At 58.5% G+C, this 15,462-nt stretch carries 15 protein-coding genes; 7 read left to right on the top strand and 8 right to left on the bottom strand.

Annotated features, from left to right (window positions below; all coding sequences use genetic code 11):
• Positions 1 to 84: 84 nt before the first annotated feature.
• From aroB to QZ766_RS02200, 7 genes are all read right to left on the bottom strand, one after another.
• Positions 85 to 1,173 carry a 3-dehydroquinate synthase gene (aroB, locus tag QZ766_RS02170; RefSeq protein ID WP_297196779.1) on the bottom strand — a complete coding sequence of 363 codons (1,089 nt, stop codon included), beginning with the start codon at positions 1,171 to 1,173 and terminating at the stop codon, positions 85 to 87.
• Between the two features lie 57 nt (positions 1,174 to 1,230).
• Positions 1,231 to 1,752, bottom strand: a complete 522-nt coding sequence (gene aroK / locus QZ766_RS02175) for a shikimate kinase AroK (protein ID WP_297196781.1) — start codon at positions 1,750 to 1,752, stop codon at positions 1,231 to 1,233.
• A 265-nt stretch (positions 1,753 to 2,017) separates the two neighbouring features.
• On the bottom strand, positions 2,018 to 3,262 hold the full coding sequence (gene hofQ, locus QZ766_RS02180) for a DNA uptake porin HofQ (protein ID WP_297196783.1): 1,245 nt from the start codon (positions 3,260 to 3,262) through the stop codon (positions 2,018 to 2,020).
• Positions 3,171 to 3,587 (bottom strand): HofP DNA utilization family protein, encoded by a 417-nt coding sequence (locus QZ766_RS02185; protein ID WP_297196785.1) that lies wholly within the window; start codon positions 3,585 to 3,587, stop codon positions 3,171 to 3,173. Before QZ766_RS02185 ends, hofQ begins: the two co-directional genes overlap by 92 nt.
• Entirely contained in the window at positions 3,577 to 4,005 is a 429-nt protein-coding gene (locus QZ766_RS02190; protein ID WP_297196787.1) for a hypothetical protein, read from the bottom strand. Before QZ766_RS02190 ends, QZ766_RS02185 begins: the two co-directional genes overlap by 11 nt.
• Entirely contained in the window at positions 3,986 to 4,525 is a 540-nt protein-coding gene (locus tag QZ766_RS02195; RefSeq protein ID WP_297196789.1) for a PilN domain-containing protein, read from the bottom strand. Before QZ766_RS02195 ends, QZ766_RS02190 begins: the two co-directional genes overlap by 20 nt.
• Positions 4,509 to 5,240, bottom strand: coding sequence for a pilus assembly protein (locus QZ766_RS02200; protein WP_297196791.1), 732 nt, complete (start codon positions 5,238 to 5,240; stop codon positions 4,509 to 4,511). The genes QZ766_RS02195 and QZ766_RS02200 overlap by 17 nt, the downstream gene beginning before the upstream one ends.
• A 118-nt stretch (positions 5,241 to 5,358) precedes the next feature.
• Between QZ766_RS02200 and mrcA the strand changes: the two genes are divergently transcribed.
• On the top strand, positions 5,359 to 7,911 hold the full coding sequence (mrcA, locus tag QZ766_RS02205; RefSeq protein WP_297196793.1) for a peptidoglycan glycosyltransferase/peptidoglycan DD-transpeptidase MrcA: 2,553 nt from the start codon (positions 5,359 to 5,361) through the stop codon (positions 7,909 to 7,911).
• Positions 7,912 to 7,957: 46 nt separating this feature from the next.
• Here the strand turns inward: mrcA and nudE are convergent, their stop codons facing one another.
• On the bottom strand, positions 7,958 to 8,518 hold the full coding sequence (nudE, locus tag QZ766_RS02210; protein ID WP_297196795.1) for an ADP compounds hydrolase NudE: 561 nt from the start codon (positions 8,516 to 8,518) through the stop codon (positions 7,958 to 7,960).
• 301 nt (positions 8,519 to 8,819) lie between these two features.
• Here nudE and QZ766_RS02215 point away from each other — a divergent pair, with 301 nt between their 5' ends.
• From QZ766_RS02215 to nadS, 6 genes are all read left to right on the top strand, one after another.
• Entirely contained in the window at positions 8,820 to 10,961 is a 2,142-nt protein-coding gene (locus tag QZ766_RS02215; RefSeq protein ID WP_297196796.1) for an intracellular growth attenuator family protein, read from the top strand.
• 66 nt (positions 10,962 to 11,027) lie between these two features.
• Positions 11,028 to 11,696, top strand: coding sequence for a GMP/IMP nucleotidase (gene yrfG, locus QZ766_RS02220; protein ID WP_297196798.1), 669 nt, complete (start codon positions 11,028 to 11,030; stop codon positions 11,694 to 11,696).
• A 16-nt stretch (positions 11,697 to 11,712) separates the two neighbouring features.
• Complete coding sequence (hslR, locus tag QZ766_RS02225; protein WP_297196965.1) at positions 11,713 to 12,114, top strand: ribosome-associated heat shock protein Hsp15; 402 nt, start codon at positions 11,713 to 11,715, stop codon at positions 12,112 to 12,114.
• A gap of 23 nt (positions 12,115 to 12,137) precedes the next feature.
• A complete protein-coding gene (gene hslO / locus QZ766_RS02230; RefSeq protein WP_297196967.1) occupies positions 12,138 to 13,016 on the top strand; it encodes an Hsp33 family molecular chaperone HslO in 879 nt (292 codons plus the stop codon).
• A 363-nt stretch (positions 13,017 to 13,379) separates the two neighbouring features.
• A complete protein-coding gene (pckA, locus tag QZ766_RS02235) occupies positions 13,380 to 14,999 on the top strand; it encodes a phosphoenolpyruvate carboxykinase (ATP) (protein WP_297196799.1) in 1,620 nt (539 codons plus the stop codon).
• A gap of 144 nt (positions 15,000 to 15,143) precedes the next feature.
• Complete coding sequence (gene nadS / locus QZ766_RS02240) at positions 15,144 to 15,440, top strand: NadS family protein (protein ID WP_297196800.1); 297 nt, start codon at positions 15,144 to 15,146, stop codon at positions 15,438 to 15,440.
• Positions 15,441 to 15,462: the final 22 nt, after the last annotated feature.

Below are 15,462 nucleotides of genomic sequence, written 5' to 3' on the forward strand. Positions count from 1 at the left end.
CCTGAATCTGTATTGCCGCAAAGAATGCGGCCTGACCTTTTTTTGCGCATCGCCACACGACGGGCGTGGCGGCGTCCGGGTTGATTACTTCTGCTGACAATCGTTGATCGCGCCCAGCACCACATCATGTGCCACGCCGCCGCGTACCTCACTTTTGCCAATTGCTAACGGAAGCACCAGACGCATCTTCCCGGCCAGAACCTTTTTATCGCGCATCATGTGCGGAATATACGCCTCTGCGGACATCTCGCGCGGGCCCGCGACGGGCAGCTTCGCCCGCTCAAGCAGGGTAATAATGCGCTGAGTATCCTGAGACGAAAACTGCCCCAGCCGCTCTGCGGCCCGGGCAGCCATTACCATACCGGCCGCAACGGCTTCACCGTGCAGCCAGTTACCGTATCCCATCTCTGCTTCAATGGCGTGACCGAAGGTGTGCCCCAGATTGAGTAAAGCACGCACGCCGGTTTCGCGCTCGTCTGCGGCAACAACATCGGCTTTCAGCTCGCAGCAGCGGCGAATGCAGTAAGCCATCGCTTTCTCATCCAGCGCTAAAAGAGCATCAATGTTGTTTTCAAGCCATTCGAAGAAGCGGGCATCAAGGATGATGCCGTATTTGATAACCTCGGCGAGGCCGGAGGAGAGCTCGCGGGCGGGCAGCGTTTTGAGGCAGTCGAGATCGACCACCACCGAGACCGGCTGCCAGAACGCGCCAATCATATTTTTGCCCAGCGGATGATTAACCGCTGTTTTGCCGCCTACAGAAGAGTCAACCTGTGAGAGCAGCGTGGTCGGCACCTGAATAAAGCGCACCCCGCGCTGGTAGCTCGCAGCAGCAAAACCGGTTAAATCACCGATAACGCCGCCACCAAGCGCGATAAGCGTGGTATCCCGGCCGTGGGGTTTTTTAAGCAGGGCGGTGAAGACGTTATCCATCACCGACAGCGTTTTATACTGCTCGCCATCAGGAAGGATTACGCTGTCAACAATGACGCCAGCCTGTTCAAGCCGGGACTTAACCTTATCAAGGTAGATCGGCGCCAGCGTTTCGTTGGTAACCAGCATCACCTGTTCGCCGGACTTCAGGGGCTGAAAGGAAGCCGGATCGTCAAACAAACCAGCGGCGATAGTAATCGGGTAACTACGTTCCCCGAGAGTTACTGTGAGCCTCTCCATAACGCAACATCCACCTTGGTTACTTGAATTCGCTGACGTACCCCGATGCTGCCAGAATCAGTTGCTTTCCAGCATATGAATAATCTGGTTCGCCACCACTTTTGCACTTTGATCGTCGGTACGAATAGTCACATCTGCAATCTCTTCATAGAGCGGATTGCGTTCGCCGGCCAGTGCTTCGAGCACTTCGCGCGGCGGCGTTTCCACCTGAAGCAGCGGACGCTTCTTATCACGCTGGGTACGCGCCAGCTGTTTTTCGATAGTAGTTTCCAGATACACCACAACGCCGCGGGCGGAGAGGCGGTTACGCGTTTCGCGGGATTTCACTGAGCCGCCGCCGGTAGCCAGAACAATACCCTGCTTTTCCGTCAGCTCGTTGATGATTTTTTCTTCACGATCGCGGAAACCGTCTTCGCCTTCAACATCGAAGACCCAGCCCACGTCTGCGCCCGTGCGTTTTTCTATTTCTTGATCAGAATCGTAGAATTCCATGTTGAGCTGCTGGGCCAGCTGGCGCCCAATGGTGCTTTTGCCGGCACCCATAGGCCCAACCAGAAAGATATTGCGTTTCTCTGCCATTTTTTAGGTACTACTAAGACGATTTGTTAATAATACATCCGCGCCGTAGACATGCGAGCGACGCCGGACATGAACTGAAACCTCATTTGCGATAGTGCGAGAGTCAGATCGGAAATTATCTCAGTAGTCCGCCGGGTTTGGCAACTTTATTCATCACGACCCTACGAGAGCACCGACTCTCAAATCGGTACTCCTTGTATGCTAAATCTGGCGTCACGTCAAACTCCTGAAACGAGTTAAGCCAGAAAAATCACCGCCTCAGAGGCTATTGGGCGGAAATAATGCGCGGGGTAATGAACACCACCAGTTCCCGCCTTTCCCGGTCTTTACCATCGTGACGAAACAGCGCCCCCAGCAGCGGAATGTTTCCCAGCAGCGGGACGCTGTCGCGGGAAAGTTTGTTCTTTTGCGAGAAGATACCGCCCAATGCCAGCGTTTCGCCGCTGTTAAGCTCAACCTGTGTTTCAATCTCTTGTTTATCAATAGCAAGCACTTCCCCGCCCGCCTGCTGCAGCATTTGTCCGGGCATATCCTCGGTGATGCGCAGCTTGAGGCGAACGCGGTTACGCTGTAGCACGGTCGGCGTAACTTCCATACCTAAAACAGCTTCTTTGAACTGCACGGACGTGGCGCCGCTCTCGCCGCTGGAAACCTGGTAGGGAATTTCGCTACCCTGCTTGATGCTGGCGGGCTGCAGATGCGAGGCAATCAGGCGCGGGCTGGCAATAATCTCCAGCTGATGCTTGCGTTCCAGCGCGCTCAGCTCCAGCTCAAGCAGACGCCCGCCCAGCCTGCCCAATGTGAATCCTGTTCGCGTCTGCGCATCGGGTACCGCAAGATTGACGTCCAGAGACGAGGGCTGACCTTTTCCCGGAGCCGACTGCGCATCCCCGAGCGCCCATTTAACGCCGAGTTCGCGCAGGCTTTTCTCATTAATGGTCACGATAAAGGCGCTAAGGGCTACCTGACCCACCGGGAGATCCATCTCCTGGATCCAGGCCAGCAGCTCGGGCAGATGCCGGGCGTCGTCGCGGATAAGCAGCCGGTTAGTGCGCAAGTCCGCCGTCAGCGTGCCTCTTGGGCCCAGCAACTTTTCACCCGCCTTTGCCAGCTCGGCCGCGTCCGCATGGTGCAGCGGCACGCTTTGCGCTTTAAGCGGCCGGGACTTCTGCTGCTTCTGCCGCGCTTCTTCACGGCGGGCCTCTTTTTCCGCCAGCCTGGCGCTGCTGTAGATATAGAGTACCTGGCCCTGGTTTTCCGAAATGAGCCCGGCGCTATTTAAAACGGCCTGCAGCGCCAGCGGCCAGGGCAGATTATTCAGCTGCAGCGAGAGGTTGCCCCGTACCTCTGGCGCAATAATGATGTTTCTGTCGGCTAAGTCCGCCAGCGCCTGCAGCACCTGGACTACGGGAACCTCATCAACGCTCAGCGTCACGGGTTTCGCTTTCTCTTTCGCTATCGTCATAAATGAGACGAGCAGCAGCACGCCCGCCAGCACTTTTCTGTTCATTGCGTTTCGGTCCCTCTTTTTGCCAGTGCCACGACGGCGTTTCGCAACCCTCGTTAAGCGCTATCTCCAGCCGATCCGGAGCTATCTTCAGCACTTTTCGCCCGCCCTCCAGCGGCATTCCTTCCTTTACTCTGCGCCACTGCCCGGCGGCGTTTTGCACGAATCCCGTCTGCTGCGGCGCCATTCCCAGCGCACCGCCGTAGCGCCAGCGGGAAAGCTCTGCTTTACGGCAGCGGTCTTCCGGCGGGCGAAAAGGATCGCGCATGGCGGTGAGCGTCGGGAGCAGCAGCATCAGCAGCAGCGCAATACGCCGTTCAGCGGTCATCGGCGATCTCCAGCTGCAGGCTGATGCCGAGCTTTTCCGACTGCGGCGCAATACTGAACGCGAAGATCGCGGTATCGCTGCGCGCCAGCAGGGGAAACAGTCCTGGAATACTCGCCCATCCGCTCTCCAGCTTCAGCTCTCCGCCCCGCGCGTCCGGCTGCCAGCTCACCAGCTGAGCACCTGCCGCCTGCATATTCAGCGGCGAAAAAGACTCAGCGCCCGGTAACGCAACAGGTGCCAGCTGACTGCGCAGCGTTAAAAGCTGACGCCATTCGGGCCTGGATTCAGGCTTCGCAGCCGGCGGAACAGAATATGACGCCAGCCCGGCGAACAGCGTCGCCAGCAGCACAGCTATCCAGCAGGCCCAGCGGGCCGCTGCGGAGAGTCCGCACCAGCGGTCAATCAGCGCCAGGCTCACGGGGCGCCTCTTCCAGCCGATAGTTGAATGCCCATCGCCCTTCGGTATCCCGCCGCACGGGGCCCGCGGTGATGGTGCGGTATCCAGGCAGCGCTTTCAGGGCATCTTCAAGCGCCGACAGCGTGACGACCCGCGCGGTCAGACCGTGAAGTTCCAGCGTGCTCCCCTGCCATCGCAGCGCGGTCAGCCAGGCATCCTCGGGAAGCGCCTGCGCCAGGGCGGTAAGTCCGGCCTGCCAGCGCCCGGTCCACACGCGCTGCTGCAGGCGCAGCTGCAGGCTCTCCTGCTGCTTGAGACTTTCCCGCAGCAGGCGTTCGCGCCCGGCAAACGCCTGCAGGCGCGCCGCGTCGGCGAGGCTGTAAATCTCAGACAGCGCCTGACCCTGCACCCGCGCCGCGTGACCGCGCAGCAGCAAGACCAGCGACAGCAGCGGCAGCGCGGCAAACATCACTCCCCAGAAACGCAGGGCCTTCAGGCGCTGGATTTGCCGCCAGGGCAGCAGATTAACCGGCGGCGGCATCGCGGTGCCCTCCGAGCGCCAGCGCCAGGGCAATGGTAAATGTGTCGCCGTTTACCGGCAGCGGTGGCTGAAGCTGGCTCAGGCAGTGCCAGGGATCGAAGTCGTTAATGCCGCTGCCGCAGACTACCGAGCCTGGCGCCGGATGATCTGCGCAGCCCCACTCTTCTCCGGCGGCCCACAGCCAGCGATCCCCGTCGAACCAGCTCACCCCGCCAGCGCCGTCCGGCAGCCAGGGCAAAAATGCCAGCAGCGCGCTGGCATCCGGCGTTACGGCGGCAAGATTAAGTCCGGCATCTTTTGCCATTTTCCGCAGCCGCAGCACGTCCTGCTGCCGGGCGGCGGTCACCTGAAAACCACCCCTGGTCGCCTGGCAATAGTCAAACGCCAGAGACGCCTCCGCCATTTCAAGCTGCTGCGCCATGCTGCTGATTATCCACTGCGCCTGCTCGCTGTCCCGCAGGACAAGCCCGGGCGCCGGCAGCACTTTCCTGAGCGTTCCACCTGCCGGAAGCGCAACCGCTATCCGATGCTGGACGGGCATTTCCCGCCGCCACTTGCGCAGCGTCGCGGTTCTGTCAGCATCGGTCGAGTCCGGCGTCAGCGCCTGCTGCCACCATCGGCGCAGCGCCCAGCCGCCGCGCGCCTGCTGCAATGCGATGCAAACCATTGCGTCATCCTGAATATGTAAACCTGCCTGCCAGTAGCGGTAAGTCATTATTACGATCTCCTTATCCTTCAAACCATTCCGGCTGTATCAATGCTCCTGGCTTGCCTTTATACTACCGCCCGCTTGTTTATAAACTGCCCAATTGACACGATGTGAGAAATTCCCGGTGAAGTTCGTAAAGTATTTATTCATCCTTGCAGTCTGTTGCATTCTGCTGGGAGCAGGCTCGATCTACGGCCTCTACAAGTTTATTGAGCCCCAGCTGCCCGACGTGGCGACGCTCAAAGACGTGCGCCTGCAAATCCCGATGCAGGTTTACAGCGCCGACGGCGAGCTTATTGCGCAATATGGTGAGAAGCGGCGCATTCCGGTTACCCTCGCGCAAATGCCGCCGGCGCTGGTGAAAGCGTTTATCGCCACGGAAGACAGCCGCTTCTACGAGCACCACGGCGTTGACCCGGTCGGTATTTTCCGCGCCGCCAGCATTGCACTTTTTTCCGGCCACGCGTCGCAGGGGGCCAGCACCATTACCCAGCAGCTGGCGCGTAACTTCTTCCTGAGTCCGGAAAAAACCCTCACGCGTAAAATCAAAGAAGTTTTTCTGGCTATTCGCATTGAGCAGCTGCTGAGCAAGGATGAGATCCTCGAGCTGTACCTTAATAAGATTTATCTCGGCTATCGCGCCTACGGCGTAGGTGCCGCGGCGCAGGTCTACTTCGGCAAGTCGATAGATCAGCTGACGCTCAGCGAAATCGCGGTGATTGCCGGCCTGCCTAAAGCGCCATCGACCTTCAACCCGCTCTATTCTATGAAGCGTGCGCTGGCGCGCCGCAATGTGGTGCTGTCGCGTATGCTGAGCGAAAACTACATTACGCAGGCGCAGTATGACGACGCCAGCCGCCAGCCCATTGACGCCAGCTACCACGCGCCGGAAATCGCCTTCTCGGCTCCGTATCTTACGGAAATGGTGCGCCAGGAGATGATTAAGCGCTACGGCGAGAACGCCTACGAAGACGGCTATCGGGTTTACACCACCGTCACCCGCAAAGATCAGCAGGCCGCGCAGGATGCCGTGCGTACCAATATCATGGATTACGACATGCGCCACGGCTATCGCGGCCCGGCCAGCGTGCTGTGGCGAGTGGGTGAAACACCGCTGGATAGCAAAAAAATTATCGACGTCCTGAAGAAACTGCCTTTCTACGGGCCGCTGCGCCCCGCGGTAGTGACCTCCGCGCGCTTCGACGAAGCCACGGCGCTGATGGCGGACGGCACCTCCGTTTCGCTAACGATGGAAGGCATGCGCTGGGCGCGGCCGTTCCGCTCAGACACCCAGCAGGGCGCCACGCCGCGTAAAGTCACCGATGTGGTGCAGGCGGGACAGCAAATCTGGGTGCGACAGGTGCAGGATAGCTGGTGGCTGAGTCAGGTGCCGGACGTTAACTCTTCGCTGGTCTCTATCAATCCGCACAATGGCGCAATTATCGCGCTGGTCGGCGGCTTCGACTTCAACCTGAGCAAGTTTAACCGCGCCACGCAGGCGCTGCGCCAGCTCGGCTCGAACATCAAGCCGTTCCTTTATACCGCAGCGATGGATAAAGGCCTGACGCTCGCCAGCATCCTCAATGATGTGCCTATTTCACGCTGGGATGCGGGCGCCGGTTCCGACTGGCGGCCGAAAAACTCGCCGCCGCAGTACGCGGGTCCGATTCGACTGCGCCAGGGGCTGGGACAGTCAAAGAACGTAGTGATGGTCCGCGCGATGCGCGCGATGGGCGTCGATTATGCCGCTGAGTATCTGCAGCGCTTCGGCTTCCCGGCAGATAACATTGTTCATACAGAATCGCTGGCGCTGGGCTCCGCCGCCTTTACGCCGCTGCAGGTTGCGCGCGGCTACTCGGTGCTGGCCAACGGCGGCTTCCTGGTGGACCCGTTCTTTATCAGCAAGATTGAGAACGACGCGGGCGGCGTGCTGTTTGAAGCAAAACCCCGGGTCGCCTGCGCGGATTGCAATATTCCGGTGATTTATGGCGATACGCCGAAGTCGAACGTGCTGGAAAATAAAGACGTGGAAGATGTGGCGACGTCAGAGGAGCCGCAAACCGCCCAGACGCCAATGCCGAATCTGGAGCAGGCTAACCAGGCGCTGGTAGCCCGCACCGGCGCCGAGGAGTACGCTCCGCACGTGATCTCCACCCCGCTGTCGTTCCTGATAAAGAGCGCGCTGAACACCAATATCTTCGGCGAGCCGGGCTGGATGGGCACCGGCTGGCGCGCGGGCCGCGACCTGCAGCGCCACGACATCGGCGGTAAAACCGGGACCACCAACAGCTCGAAAGATGCGTGGTTCTCGGGATACGGCGCCAACGTCGTGACCTCGGTGTGGATTGGCTTTGACGATCACCGTCGCGATTTGGGCCGCACCAGCGCCTCCGGCGCCATCAAGAATCAGATTTCCGGCTACGAAGGCGGAGCGAAGAGCGCCCAGCCAGCCTGGGATGCGTTCATGAAGGTAGTGCTAAACGGCGTGCCCGAGCAGCCGCTCACGCCGCCGCAGGGCATTGTTACGGTTAATATTGACCGCAGCACCGGCCAGCTGGCCAACGGCGGCAACAGCCGACCGGAGTACTTCATTGATGGCACCCAGCCGACTACACAGGCGGTGCACGAAGTGGGGACGACGATTATTGATAACGGGGAGAGTCACGAACTCTTCTGACGAAAAAGGCGCCGCGCGGCGCCTTTTTTTATGGCTGAACTAAATGCTACAGCCTTCCCTGCGCTTTAAGCCATTCGCGCACCAGGAACAGGGCGCTCACGTTGCGGGCTTCGTTAAAGTCGGGCTCGTCCAGCAGCGCCATCATGTTGGCGAGCGGCCAGCGCACCTGGGGCAGCGGTTCAGGCTCATCGCCGGGTAGCGACTCGGGATAGAGATCTTCGGCCACCAGAATATTCATCTTGCTGGAGAAATAGGACGGCGCCATGCCGAGCTTTTTCAGGAAAGTGAGCTGGTTTGCGCCGAATCCCACTTCCTCTTTCAGCTCGCGGTTAGCGGCCTCAAGAATGCTTTCCCCGGGATCGATAAGCCCCTTGGAAAACCCCAGCTCGTAGCTTTCGGTGCCCACCGCATATTCGCGGATCAGGATCAGGTGATCGTCAACCACGGGCACAATCATCACCGCTTCCCGGTTCGAGGGGCGCATGCGCTCATAGATTCGCCGTTCGCCGTTGCTGAACTCCAGGTCAACACTTTCAACGGTAAACAGCTGCGAGCGGGCAACGGTTTCGACCTGGTGAATGATGGGTTTTTTTAAGGGTTTATCCATGATCGCGAGTCTTTGCAGTGGTTATCGGGTAATTGTGCGACACATAGCACAGTTTAGGCAATTGCTGTCGTCCGTCATTTACATTTTTGTAACTTTAACCGGTTTGTAACCCCGATACTGAGAGGTCAAGCCCATGGGGCAAATTGAGATTCCGCCGATATTTGCTTGCAATGGTTTTTGATATGTTCAAAAGTTGCGTCCGGTGACAATCAATATCATATACCCTAACGCAGCTGGACAGCGGCAATATCACCTGGCAATCAACGCAACCTGTAATTATAAAAACGATGATGGGAAAAGCATGAGCACCTTTTTGATTCTCCTTGCAGTGCTGATCTGCATTTTGCTGGCCGCGTGGTACCTGCGCCAGCGCAGGCAGCATCGGGGACTATCATGGCTGCAAACAACTTTTAGTGGCGCGACCACCCGCAAATTAAGCGACGATGAGCTCTCTGCCGTAGAGCGCTATCTCGATGCCGTTAACCGCACGCTGACTATCCCTGTATCGGGCTCGAGCGTGGCTCCCTCCGCACTTACCCTTAACGCCCAGAGCAATACCGTATATATCCTTACCCGCGCAATTACGCGCTACGGGATCACCACCGACGATCTTAATAAATGGCGTTATTTCCTCGACTCCGTTGAAGTACATCTTCCTCCAGCCTGGGAGCAGTACATTAACGATGAGAACGAGGTTGAACTCATCTATACCGATTCGCTGCCGCTGGTTATCGCCCTCAACGGCCATACCCTGCGCGCTCACGGCCAGGACGCGCAAAACTATGCGCTGCAACCGCAGTCCACGCCACAGGCCTCAATTCGCGGGGAAGAGAGCGAGCAGGTCGAGCTGCTGAGTATTCGCCAGGAAACCCCGGAAGAGTACGCTCTCGGGCGCCCGGACGGCCTGCGGGAAGCCCTGTTCATCGTGGCCGCCTTCCTGCTGTTCTATTTTGGACTGATGGTCCCGGACGTTTTTGTGCCCTGGACCCTCGGCGGCGGCGCGCTGCTGCTGGCCTGCGGCCTGTGGATCTGGTTCGGCTCACCGCTAAAAAGCGCCCTCAAAGAGATCCACTGCCTGCGCGGAACCCCCAAGCACTGGGGACTCTTTGGCGAGAACGACCATGAGCACATCAACAATATCTCCCTCGGCATTATCGATCTTATCTATCCCCGCCACTGGCAGCCCTGGATAACTCAGGATCTGGGTCAGAAGACCGATATCGATATCTATCTCGACCGCCGCGTCGCCCGCCAGGGCCGCTTTCTTTCCCTGCACGATGAAGTATGCAACTTTCCGCTCCAGCCGTGGCTGCGCAGCGCAGTCATGGCCGGCGGCGCGCTGATTATTGCACTAATGCTGTGGATCAGCGTGCCGCTGGGCATGCCGTTTAAATTTACGCTCTCCTGGCTTAAAGGCGCGCAGACCGTTGAAGCCACGACCGTTACCCAGCTTGAGCAGACCGGCGTGCGCGTCGGCGACACGCTCAGCATCAAGGGCACCGGCATGTGCAACATCCACTCGCCGGGCACCTGGACGGCGCAAAGCAGTTCACCGTTTATGCCTTTCGACTGCTCGCAGATTATCTGGAACGACGCCCCCGCCCTGCCGCTACCGGAATCGGAAGTGGTGACCAAAGCCACGGCGCTGATGCAGGCGGTAAGCCGCCAGCTGCACCCCAGCGCCGACGATGACTCCCGGGTCAGCCCGGCCCTGCGCTCGGCGATCCAAAAATCGGGAATGGTGCTGCTGGATGATTTTGCCGATATCGTGCAGAAAACCCAGGATTTGTGCGCCGCCGGCAGCGACTGCGTACGTTTAAAGAACGCGCTGGTCAACCTGGGCAATACCGGGGACTGGGATACCCTGATCCGCCGCGCCAGCGCCGGCAAGCTGAACGGCGTCAACGTCCTGTTGCGCCCGGTGAGCGCCGAGTCGCTGGATAACCTGGTGACCACATCAACGGCGCCATTCATGCTGCGGGAAACGGCCCGCGCTGCGCAGGCGCTCAACAGCCCGGCACCGGGCGGCTTCCTGCTCGCCAGCGATGAGGGTAACGATATGGTTTCCCAGCCGTGGCCTTCCGTGTCGCTGTACGACTATCCGGCCCACGAACAGTGGGTCGAATTCCAGCGTCTGGCGAGCATGCTGATGCACACGCCGTTCATTGCGCAGGGGATAGTGACCAACGTCTTTGTGGATGCTAACGGCACGACGCACGTTAACCTGCACCGGATGCCGGATAACGCCGGACTGTGGCGCTACATCGCCACTTCCTTGCTGATGCTGGGGATGGTTATCTGTACGCTGTGGAACGGCATTCAGGCGCTGCGCCGCTATCACCTGCACCGGGTGCGGATGGACAGCATTCATAAATACTATGAGAGCTGCCTGAACGCAGGGCTGATCCCTTCGACAACGCCGCCAAACGCAAAAGATCGCTGATCCCGCATCGTCCGCAAGTGCGGCAGGTATGCTAATCTGTCGCGCCCTCTTCTGGCTGGAGCTCCCATGCATTTTTATATCGACTGGCAGGCGGTAGACACCGTCCTGCTGGATATGGACGGCACGCTTCTCGACCTCGCCTTCGACAGCTATTTCTGGCAGCATCTGGTGCCGCACACCTGGGGGGCGCAGAACGGCCTGAGCCTCGAGGAGGCCAGAACGGCGATGGAACAGGAGTACCGGGCCGTGCAGCATACGCTAAACTGGTACTGTCTGGACTACTGGAGCGAGCGCCTCGGGCTGGATATCCGCGCCATGACCGAAGCCGAAGGGCCGAAGGCGGCGATGCGCGAAGATACCGTCCCGTTTCTCGATGCGCTGGCGTCCCGCGGCAAGCGGCGCATTCTGCTGACCAACGCCCATCCATACAATCTGGCGGTGAAGCTGGCGAACACCGGCCTCGACGCGCACCTTGATTTATTACTTTCCACCCACACATTTGGGTATCCGAAAGAAGATCGCCGCCTGTGGCAGGCGGTCGCCGAAGAGACGGGCCTGAGCGTGGATAAGACGCTGTTCATCGACGACAGCGAGCCGATCCTCGATGCCGCGGCCCGGTTTGGCATTCGCTACTGTCTCGGCGTGGCCAATCCTGACTCCGGCCAGCCGGAGAAGCGCTATGAACGCCATCCGGCGGTGAATGACTACCGCAGCCTCATCCCGGCCATCACATGAAGGATGCACAATGGCAATGAAAGAGAAGCCTACCCAGGGCGTCCGGCTGGACAAGTGGCTGTGGGCGGCCCGGTTTTATAAAACCCGCGCGCTGGCGCGGGAGATGATTGAAGGCGGCAAAGTTCACTACAGCGGCCAGCGCAGCAAGCCGAGTAAAATCGTCGAGCTGAACGCGACCCTGACCCTGCGCCAGGGCAATGATGAACGCACCGTGATTATTAAAGCCATTACCGAGCAGCGCAGGCCGGCGGCAGAGGCCGCGCTGCTATACGAAGAAACGGCAGAGAGCATTGAGAAGCGTGAGAAAACGGCGCTGGCCCGCAAGATGAATGCGCTCACCATGCCCCACCCCGATCGCCGCCCTGATAAAAAAGAGCGCCGCGATCTGATGAGATTTAAACACGGCGACAGCGAATAGCCGGCGCCCTGAGAGAGAAAATGATGATTCAACACGATCAATTACACCGCTATCTGTTTGAAAACGTTGCCGTCCGCGGCGAGCTGGTTACCGTTTCTGAGACGCTGGACGAAGTGCTGTCCGGGCACGACTATCCGCTGCCGGTACAAAAGGTGCTGTCTGAGCTGCTGGTCGCCACCAGCCTGCTGACTGCCACCCTCAAGTTTGATGGCGATATTACCGTCCAGCTGCAGGGCGATGGCCCGATGACGCTGGCGGTAATCAACGGCAACAACCAGCAGCAGCTGCGCGGCGTCGCGCGCGTGCAGGGCGACGTGCCGGAAGACGCGGATTTGAAAACGCTGGTCGGCAACGGCTACCTGGTGATCACCATCGCGCCGGCTGAGGGCGAACGCTATCAGGGTGTGGTCGGTCTGGAAGGCGATACCCTGGCGGCGTGCCTCGAAGATTATTTTATGCGCTCCGAGCAGCTGCCAACCCGCCTGTTCATCCGCACCGGCGAGCATGCCGGCAAGCCGGCGGCAGCCGGTATGCTGCTGCAGGTCATGCCTGCCCAGGATGCCCAGACCGAAGATTTCGAGCATCTGGCCACCCTGACGGAAACCATCAAGTCTGACGAGCTGTTCTCGCTGCCCGCCAACGACGTGCTGTGGCGCCTGTACCACGAAGAAGAAGTGACGGTTTACGATCCGCAGCCGGTGGTGTTTAAGTGCACCTGCTCGCGCGAACGCTGCGCCGGAGCCCTGAAAACCCTGCCAGAGGAAGAAGTGGACAGCATCCTCGCGGAAGAGGGCGAAATTGATATGCACTGCGATTACTGCGGCAGCCACTATCTGTTCAACGCGATGGATATCGCGGAGATCCGCAACAACGCCAGCCCGGCCGATCCGCAGATCCACTAAGCCGACCGGCAACAGCACAGCCCTCGCCCGCCCTCTGCGCGGGACGAGGGCATTCAGTTCCCCTGCCCGCCCGGACGATCGAATTCAAACGCCTGCATGTAACTCTTTCGTAATTTTGTTTCATGAATGCGATTACATTCACATTAAGCCAGTTTGTTAAACCAACTTTTAACCAAATAAGAACATTTTCCTTAACTCAAAAACAATTCCTGCCATAATCCCTGTCGCCTCGTGACAGGAGTCACCACATTTCGTAAGTACGACATTGTCAGGATATACGTAAATCTATGAGCCTCGTCGCGGTCAAAAACCCTCAGAAAACCCTACAATCTCTGGCAGTACACTTGGCTAAGGAGCAGTGATATGCGCGTTAATCGTCTAACCCCGCAGGATCTCGAAGCTTATGGTATTAGCGGTGTCCAGGACATCGTCTACAATCCGGATTACGACACCTTATTTGAAGAGGAGCTTAATCCCGCTCTGGAAGGATACGAGCGCGGCGTACTGACCAATCTCGGTGCTGTCAATGTCGATACCGGCATTTTCACCGGCCGCTCGCCGAAGGATAAGTATATCGTTCGCGATGATACGACCCGCGATACCGTGTGGTGGTCCGATAAAGGCAAAGGCAAAAATGACAATAAGCCGCTCTCACAGGAGACCTGGCAGCATCTTAAAGGGCTCGTCACCCGTCAGCTTTCCGGTAAGCGTCTGTTCATCATCGACGCTTACTGCGGCGCAAACGCCGATACCCGCCTGTGCGTGCGTTTTATTACCGAAGTCGCCTGGCAGGCCCACTTCGTTAAAAACATGTTTATCCGCCCGTCCGATGAAGAGCTGGCCAGCTTTACGCCAGACTTCGTGGTAATGAACGGCGCGAAATGCACTAACCCGGACTGGCAATCGCAGGGCCTCAACTCTGAAAACTTCGTGGCTTTTAACCTGACCGAGCGCGTGCAGCTGATTGGCGGCACCTGGTACGGCGGCGAAATGAAAAAGGGTATGTTCTCGATCATGAACTATCTTCTGCCGCTGAAGGGCATCGCCTCCATGCACTGTTCGGCGAACGTTGGTGAAAAAGGCGATGTTGCGGTGTTCTTTGGTCTCTCCGGTACCGGGAAAACCACGCTGTCCACCGATCCGAAGCGCCGCCTGATTGGCGATGACGAGCACGGATGGGACGACGACGGCGTATTTAACTTCGAAGGCGGCTGCTACGCCAAAACCATTCGGCTGTCCAAAGAGGCCGAGCCGGAAATCTACCAGGCTATCCGCCGCGATGCGCTGCTGGAAAACGTCACCGTACGCGACGACGGCAGCATTGATTTTGACGATGCCTCCAGAACCGAAAACACCCGCGTGTCCTACCCGATTTACCACATCGACAACATCGTTAAGCCGGTGTCAAAAGCGGGCCACGCCACCAAAGTTATCTTCCTGACCGCCGATGCCTTCGGGGTTCTGCCGCCGGTTTCCCGCCTGACGGCCGATCAGACCCAGTATCACTTCCTGTCCGGCTTTACCGCCAAGCTGGCGGGCACCGAGCGCGGCGTGACCGAACCGACGCCGACCTTCTCCGCCTGCTTTGGCGCCGCGTTCCTGACGCTGCACCCGACGCAGTACGCCGAAGTGCTGGTCAAACGCATGAAGGCCGCGGGCGCGCAGGCTTATCTGGTCAACACCGGCTGGAACGGCACCGGCAAGCGCATCTCCATTAAGGATACCCGCGCTATCATTGACGCCATCCTCAACGGATCGCTCGACGATGCGGAAACCTTTACTCTGCCGATGTTCGATCTGCAGATCCCAACCGAACTCCCGGGCGTCGATACCCGCATTCTCGATCCGCGCAGCACCTACGGCTCGCCGGAGCAGTGGCAGGAAAAAGCCGAGTCTCTGGCAAAACTGTTCGTGAATAATTTTGAAAAGTACACCGACACGCCGGCAGGCGCAGCGCTGGTAGCGGCAGGTCCGAAGCTGTAAGTAGCAAACGCAAACTATTGCTAACCTCTTTTCCTCCGGGGAAAGAGGTTTTTTTGTGCTCAGAAGAACATGCAGCGTGTTTAAAAGCTTTAACCCTCTACAGACAGAATCACCCAATTTAGCGCCGGAAGAGATAAGAAACTGATGAAAGACGAGCTATTTGCCGATCTGCTGGCCAGTGCAGAAGAGATGGTAAAGATTGAAAAAGGCGAGATAGAGCCAAAACCTGAACGCGTCCATACCTTTAGTGAGATCGATGTAAAAGCTATTCGTGAAACCACCGGTTTATGCCAGCAAGATTTTGCACTTGCCGTTGGCGTTAGCTATGAGCTGGTAAAAAGCTGGGAAACAAAGCGGCGCCAGCCCACCGGCGCCCCACGGAAACTGCTGCTGTTGATTCAACAAAATCCATGCATTATCAATCAACTCTCCATGATTTGATTGATAACACTTTGTCAGAGGG

Source organism: uncultured Pluralibacter sp. (genome assembly GCF_913775985.1).
GTDB lineage: Bacteria > Pseudomonadota > Gammaproteobacteria > Enterobacterales > Enterobacteriaceae > Pluralibacter.

Coding starts and splice junctions, on each gene's coding strand:
- aroB (WP_297196779.1), bottom strand. CDS start 1,173: ATGGAGAGGCTCACAGTAACTCTCGGGGAACGTAGTTACCCGATTACT.
- aroK (WP_297196781.1), bottom strand. CDS start 1,752: ATGGCAGAGAAACGCAATATCTTTCTGGTTGGGCCTATGGGTGCCGGC.
- hofQ (WP_297196783.1), bottom strand. CDS start 3,262: ATGAACAGAAAAGTGCTGGCGGGCGTGCTGCTGCTCGTCTCATTTATG.
- QZ766_RS02185 (WP_297196785.1), bottom strand. CDS start 3,587: ATGACCGCTGAACGGCGTATTGCGCTGCTGCTGATGCTGCTGCTCCCG.
- QZ766_RS02195 (WP_297196789.1), bottom strand. CDS start 4,525: ATGCCGCCGCCGGTTAATCTGCTGCCCTGGCGGCAAATCCAGCGCCTG.
- QZ766_RS02200 (WP_297196791.1), bottom strand. CDS start 5,240: ATGACTTACCGCTACTGGCAGGCAGGTTTACATATTCAGGATGACGCA.
- nudE (WP_297196795.1), bottom strand. CDS start 8,518: ATGGATAAACCCTTAAAAAAACCCATCATTCACCAGGTCGAAACCGTT.
- QZ766_RS02215 (WP_297196796.1), top strand. CDS start 8,820: ATGAGCACCTTTTTGATTCTCCTTGCAGTGCTGATCTGCATTTTGCTG.
- yrfG (WP_297196798.1), top strand. CDS start 11,028: ATGCATTTTTATATCGACTGGCAGGCGGTAGACACCGTCCTGCTGGAT.
- hslR (WP_297196965.1), top strand. CDS start 11,713: ATGAAAGAGAAGCCTACCCAGGGCGTCCGGCTGGACAAGTGGCTGTGG.
- hslO (WP_297196967.1), top strand. CDS start 12,138: ATGATTCAACACGATCAATTACACCGCTATCTGTTTGAAAACGTTGCC.
- pckA (WP_297196799.1), top strand. CDS start 13,380: ATGCGCGTTAATCGTCTAACCCCGCAGGATCTCGAAGCTTATGGTATT.
- nadS (WP_297196800.1), top strand. CDS start 15,144: ATGAAAGACGAGCTATTTGCCGATCTGCTGGCCAGTGCAGAAGAGATG.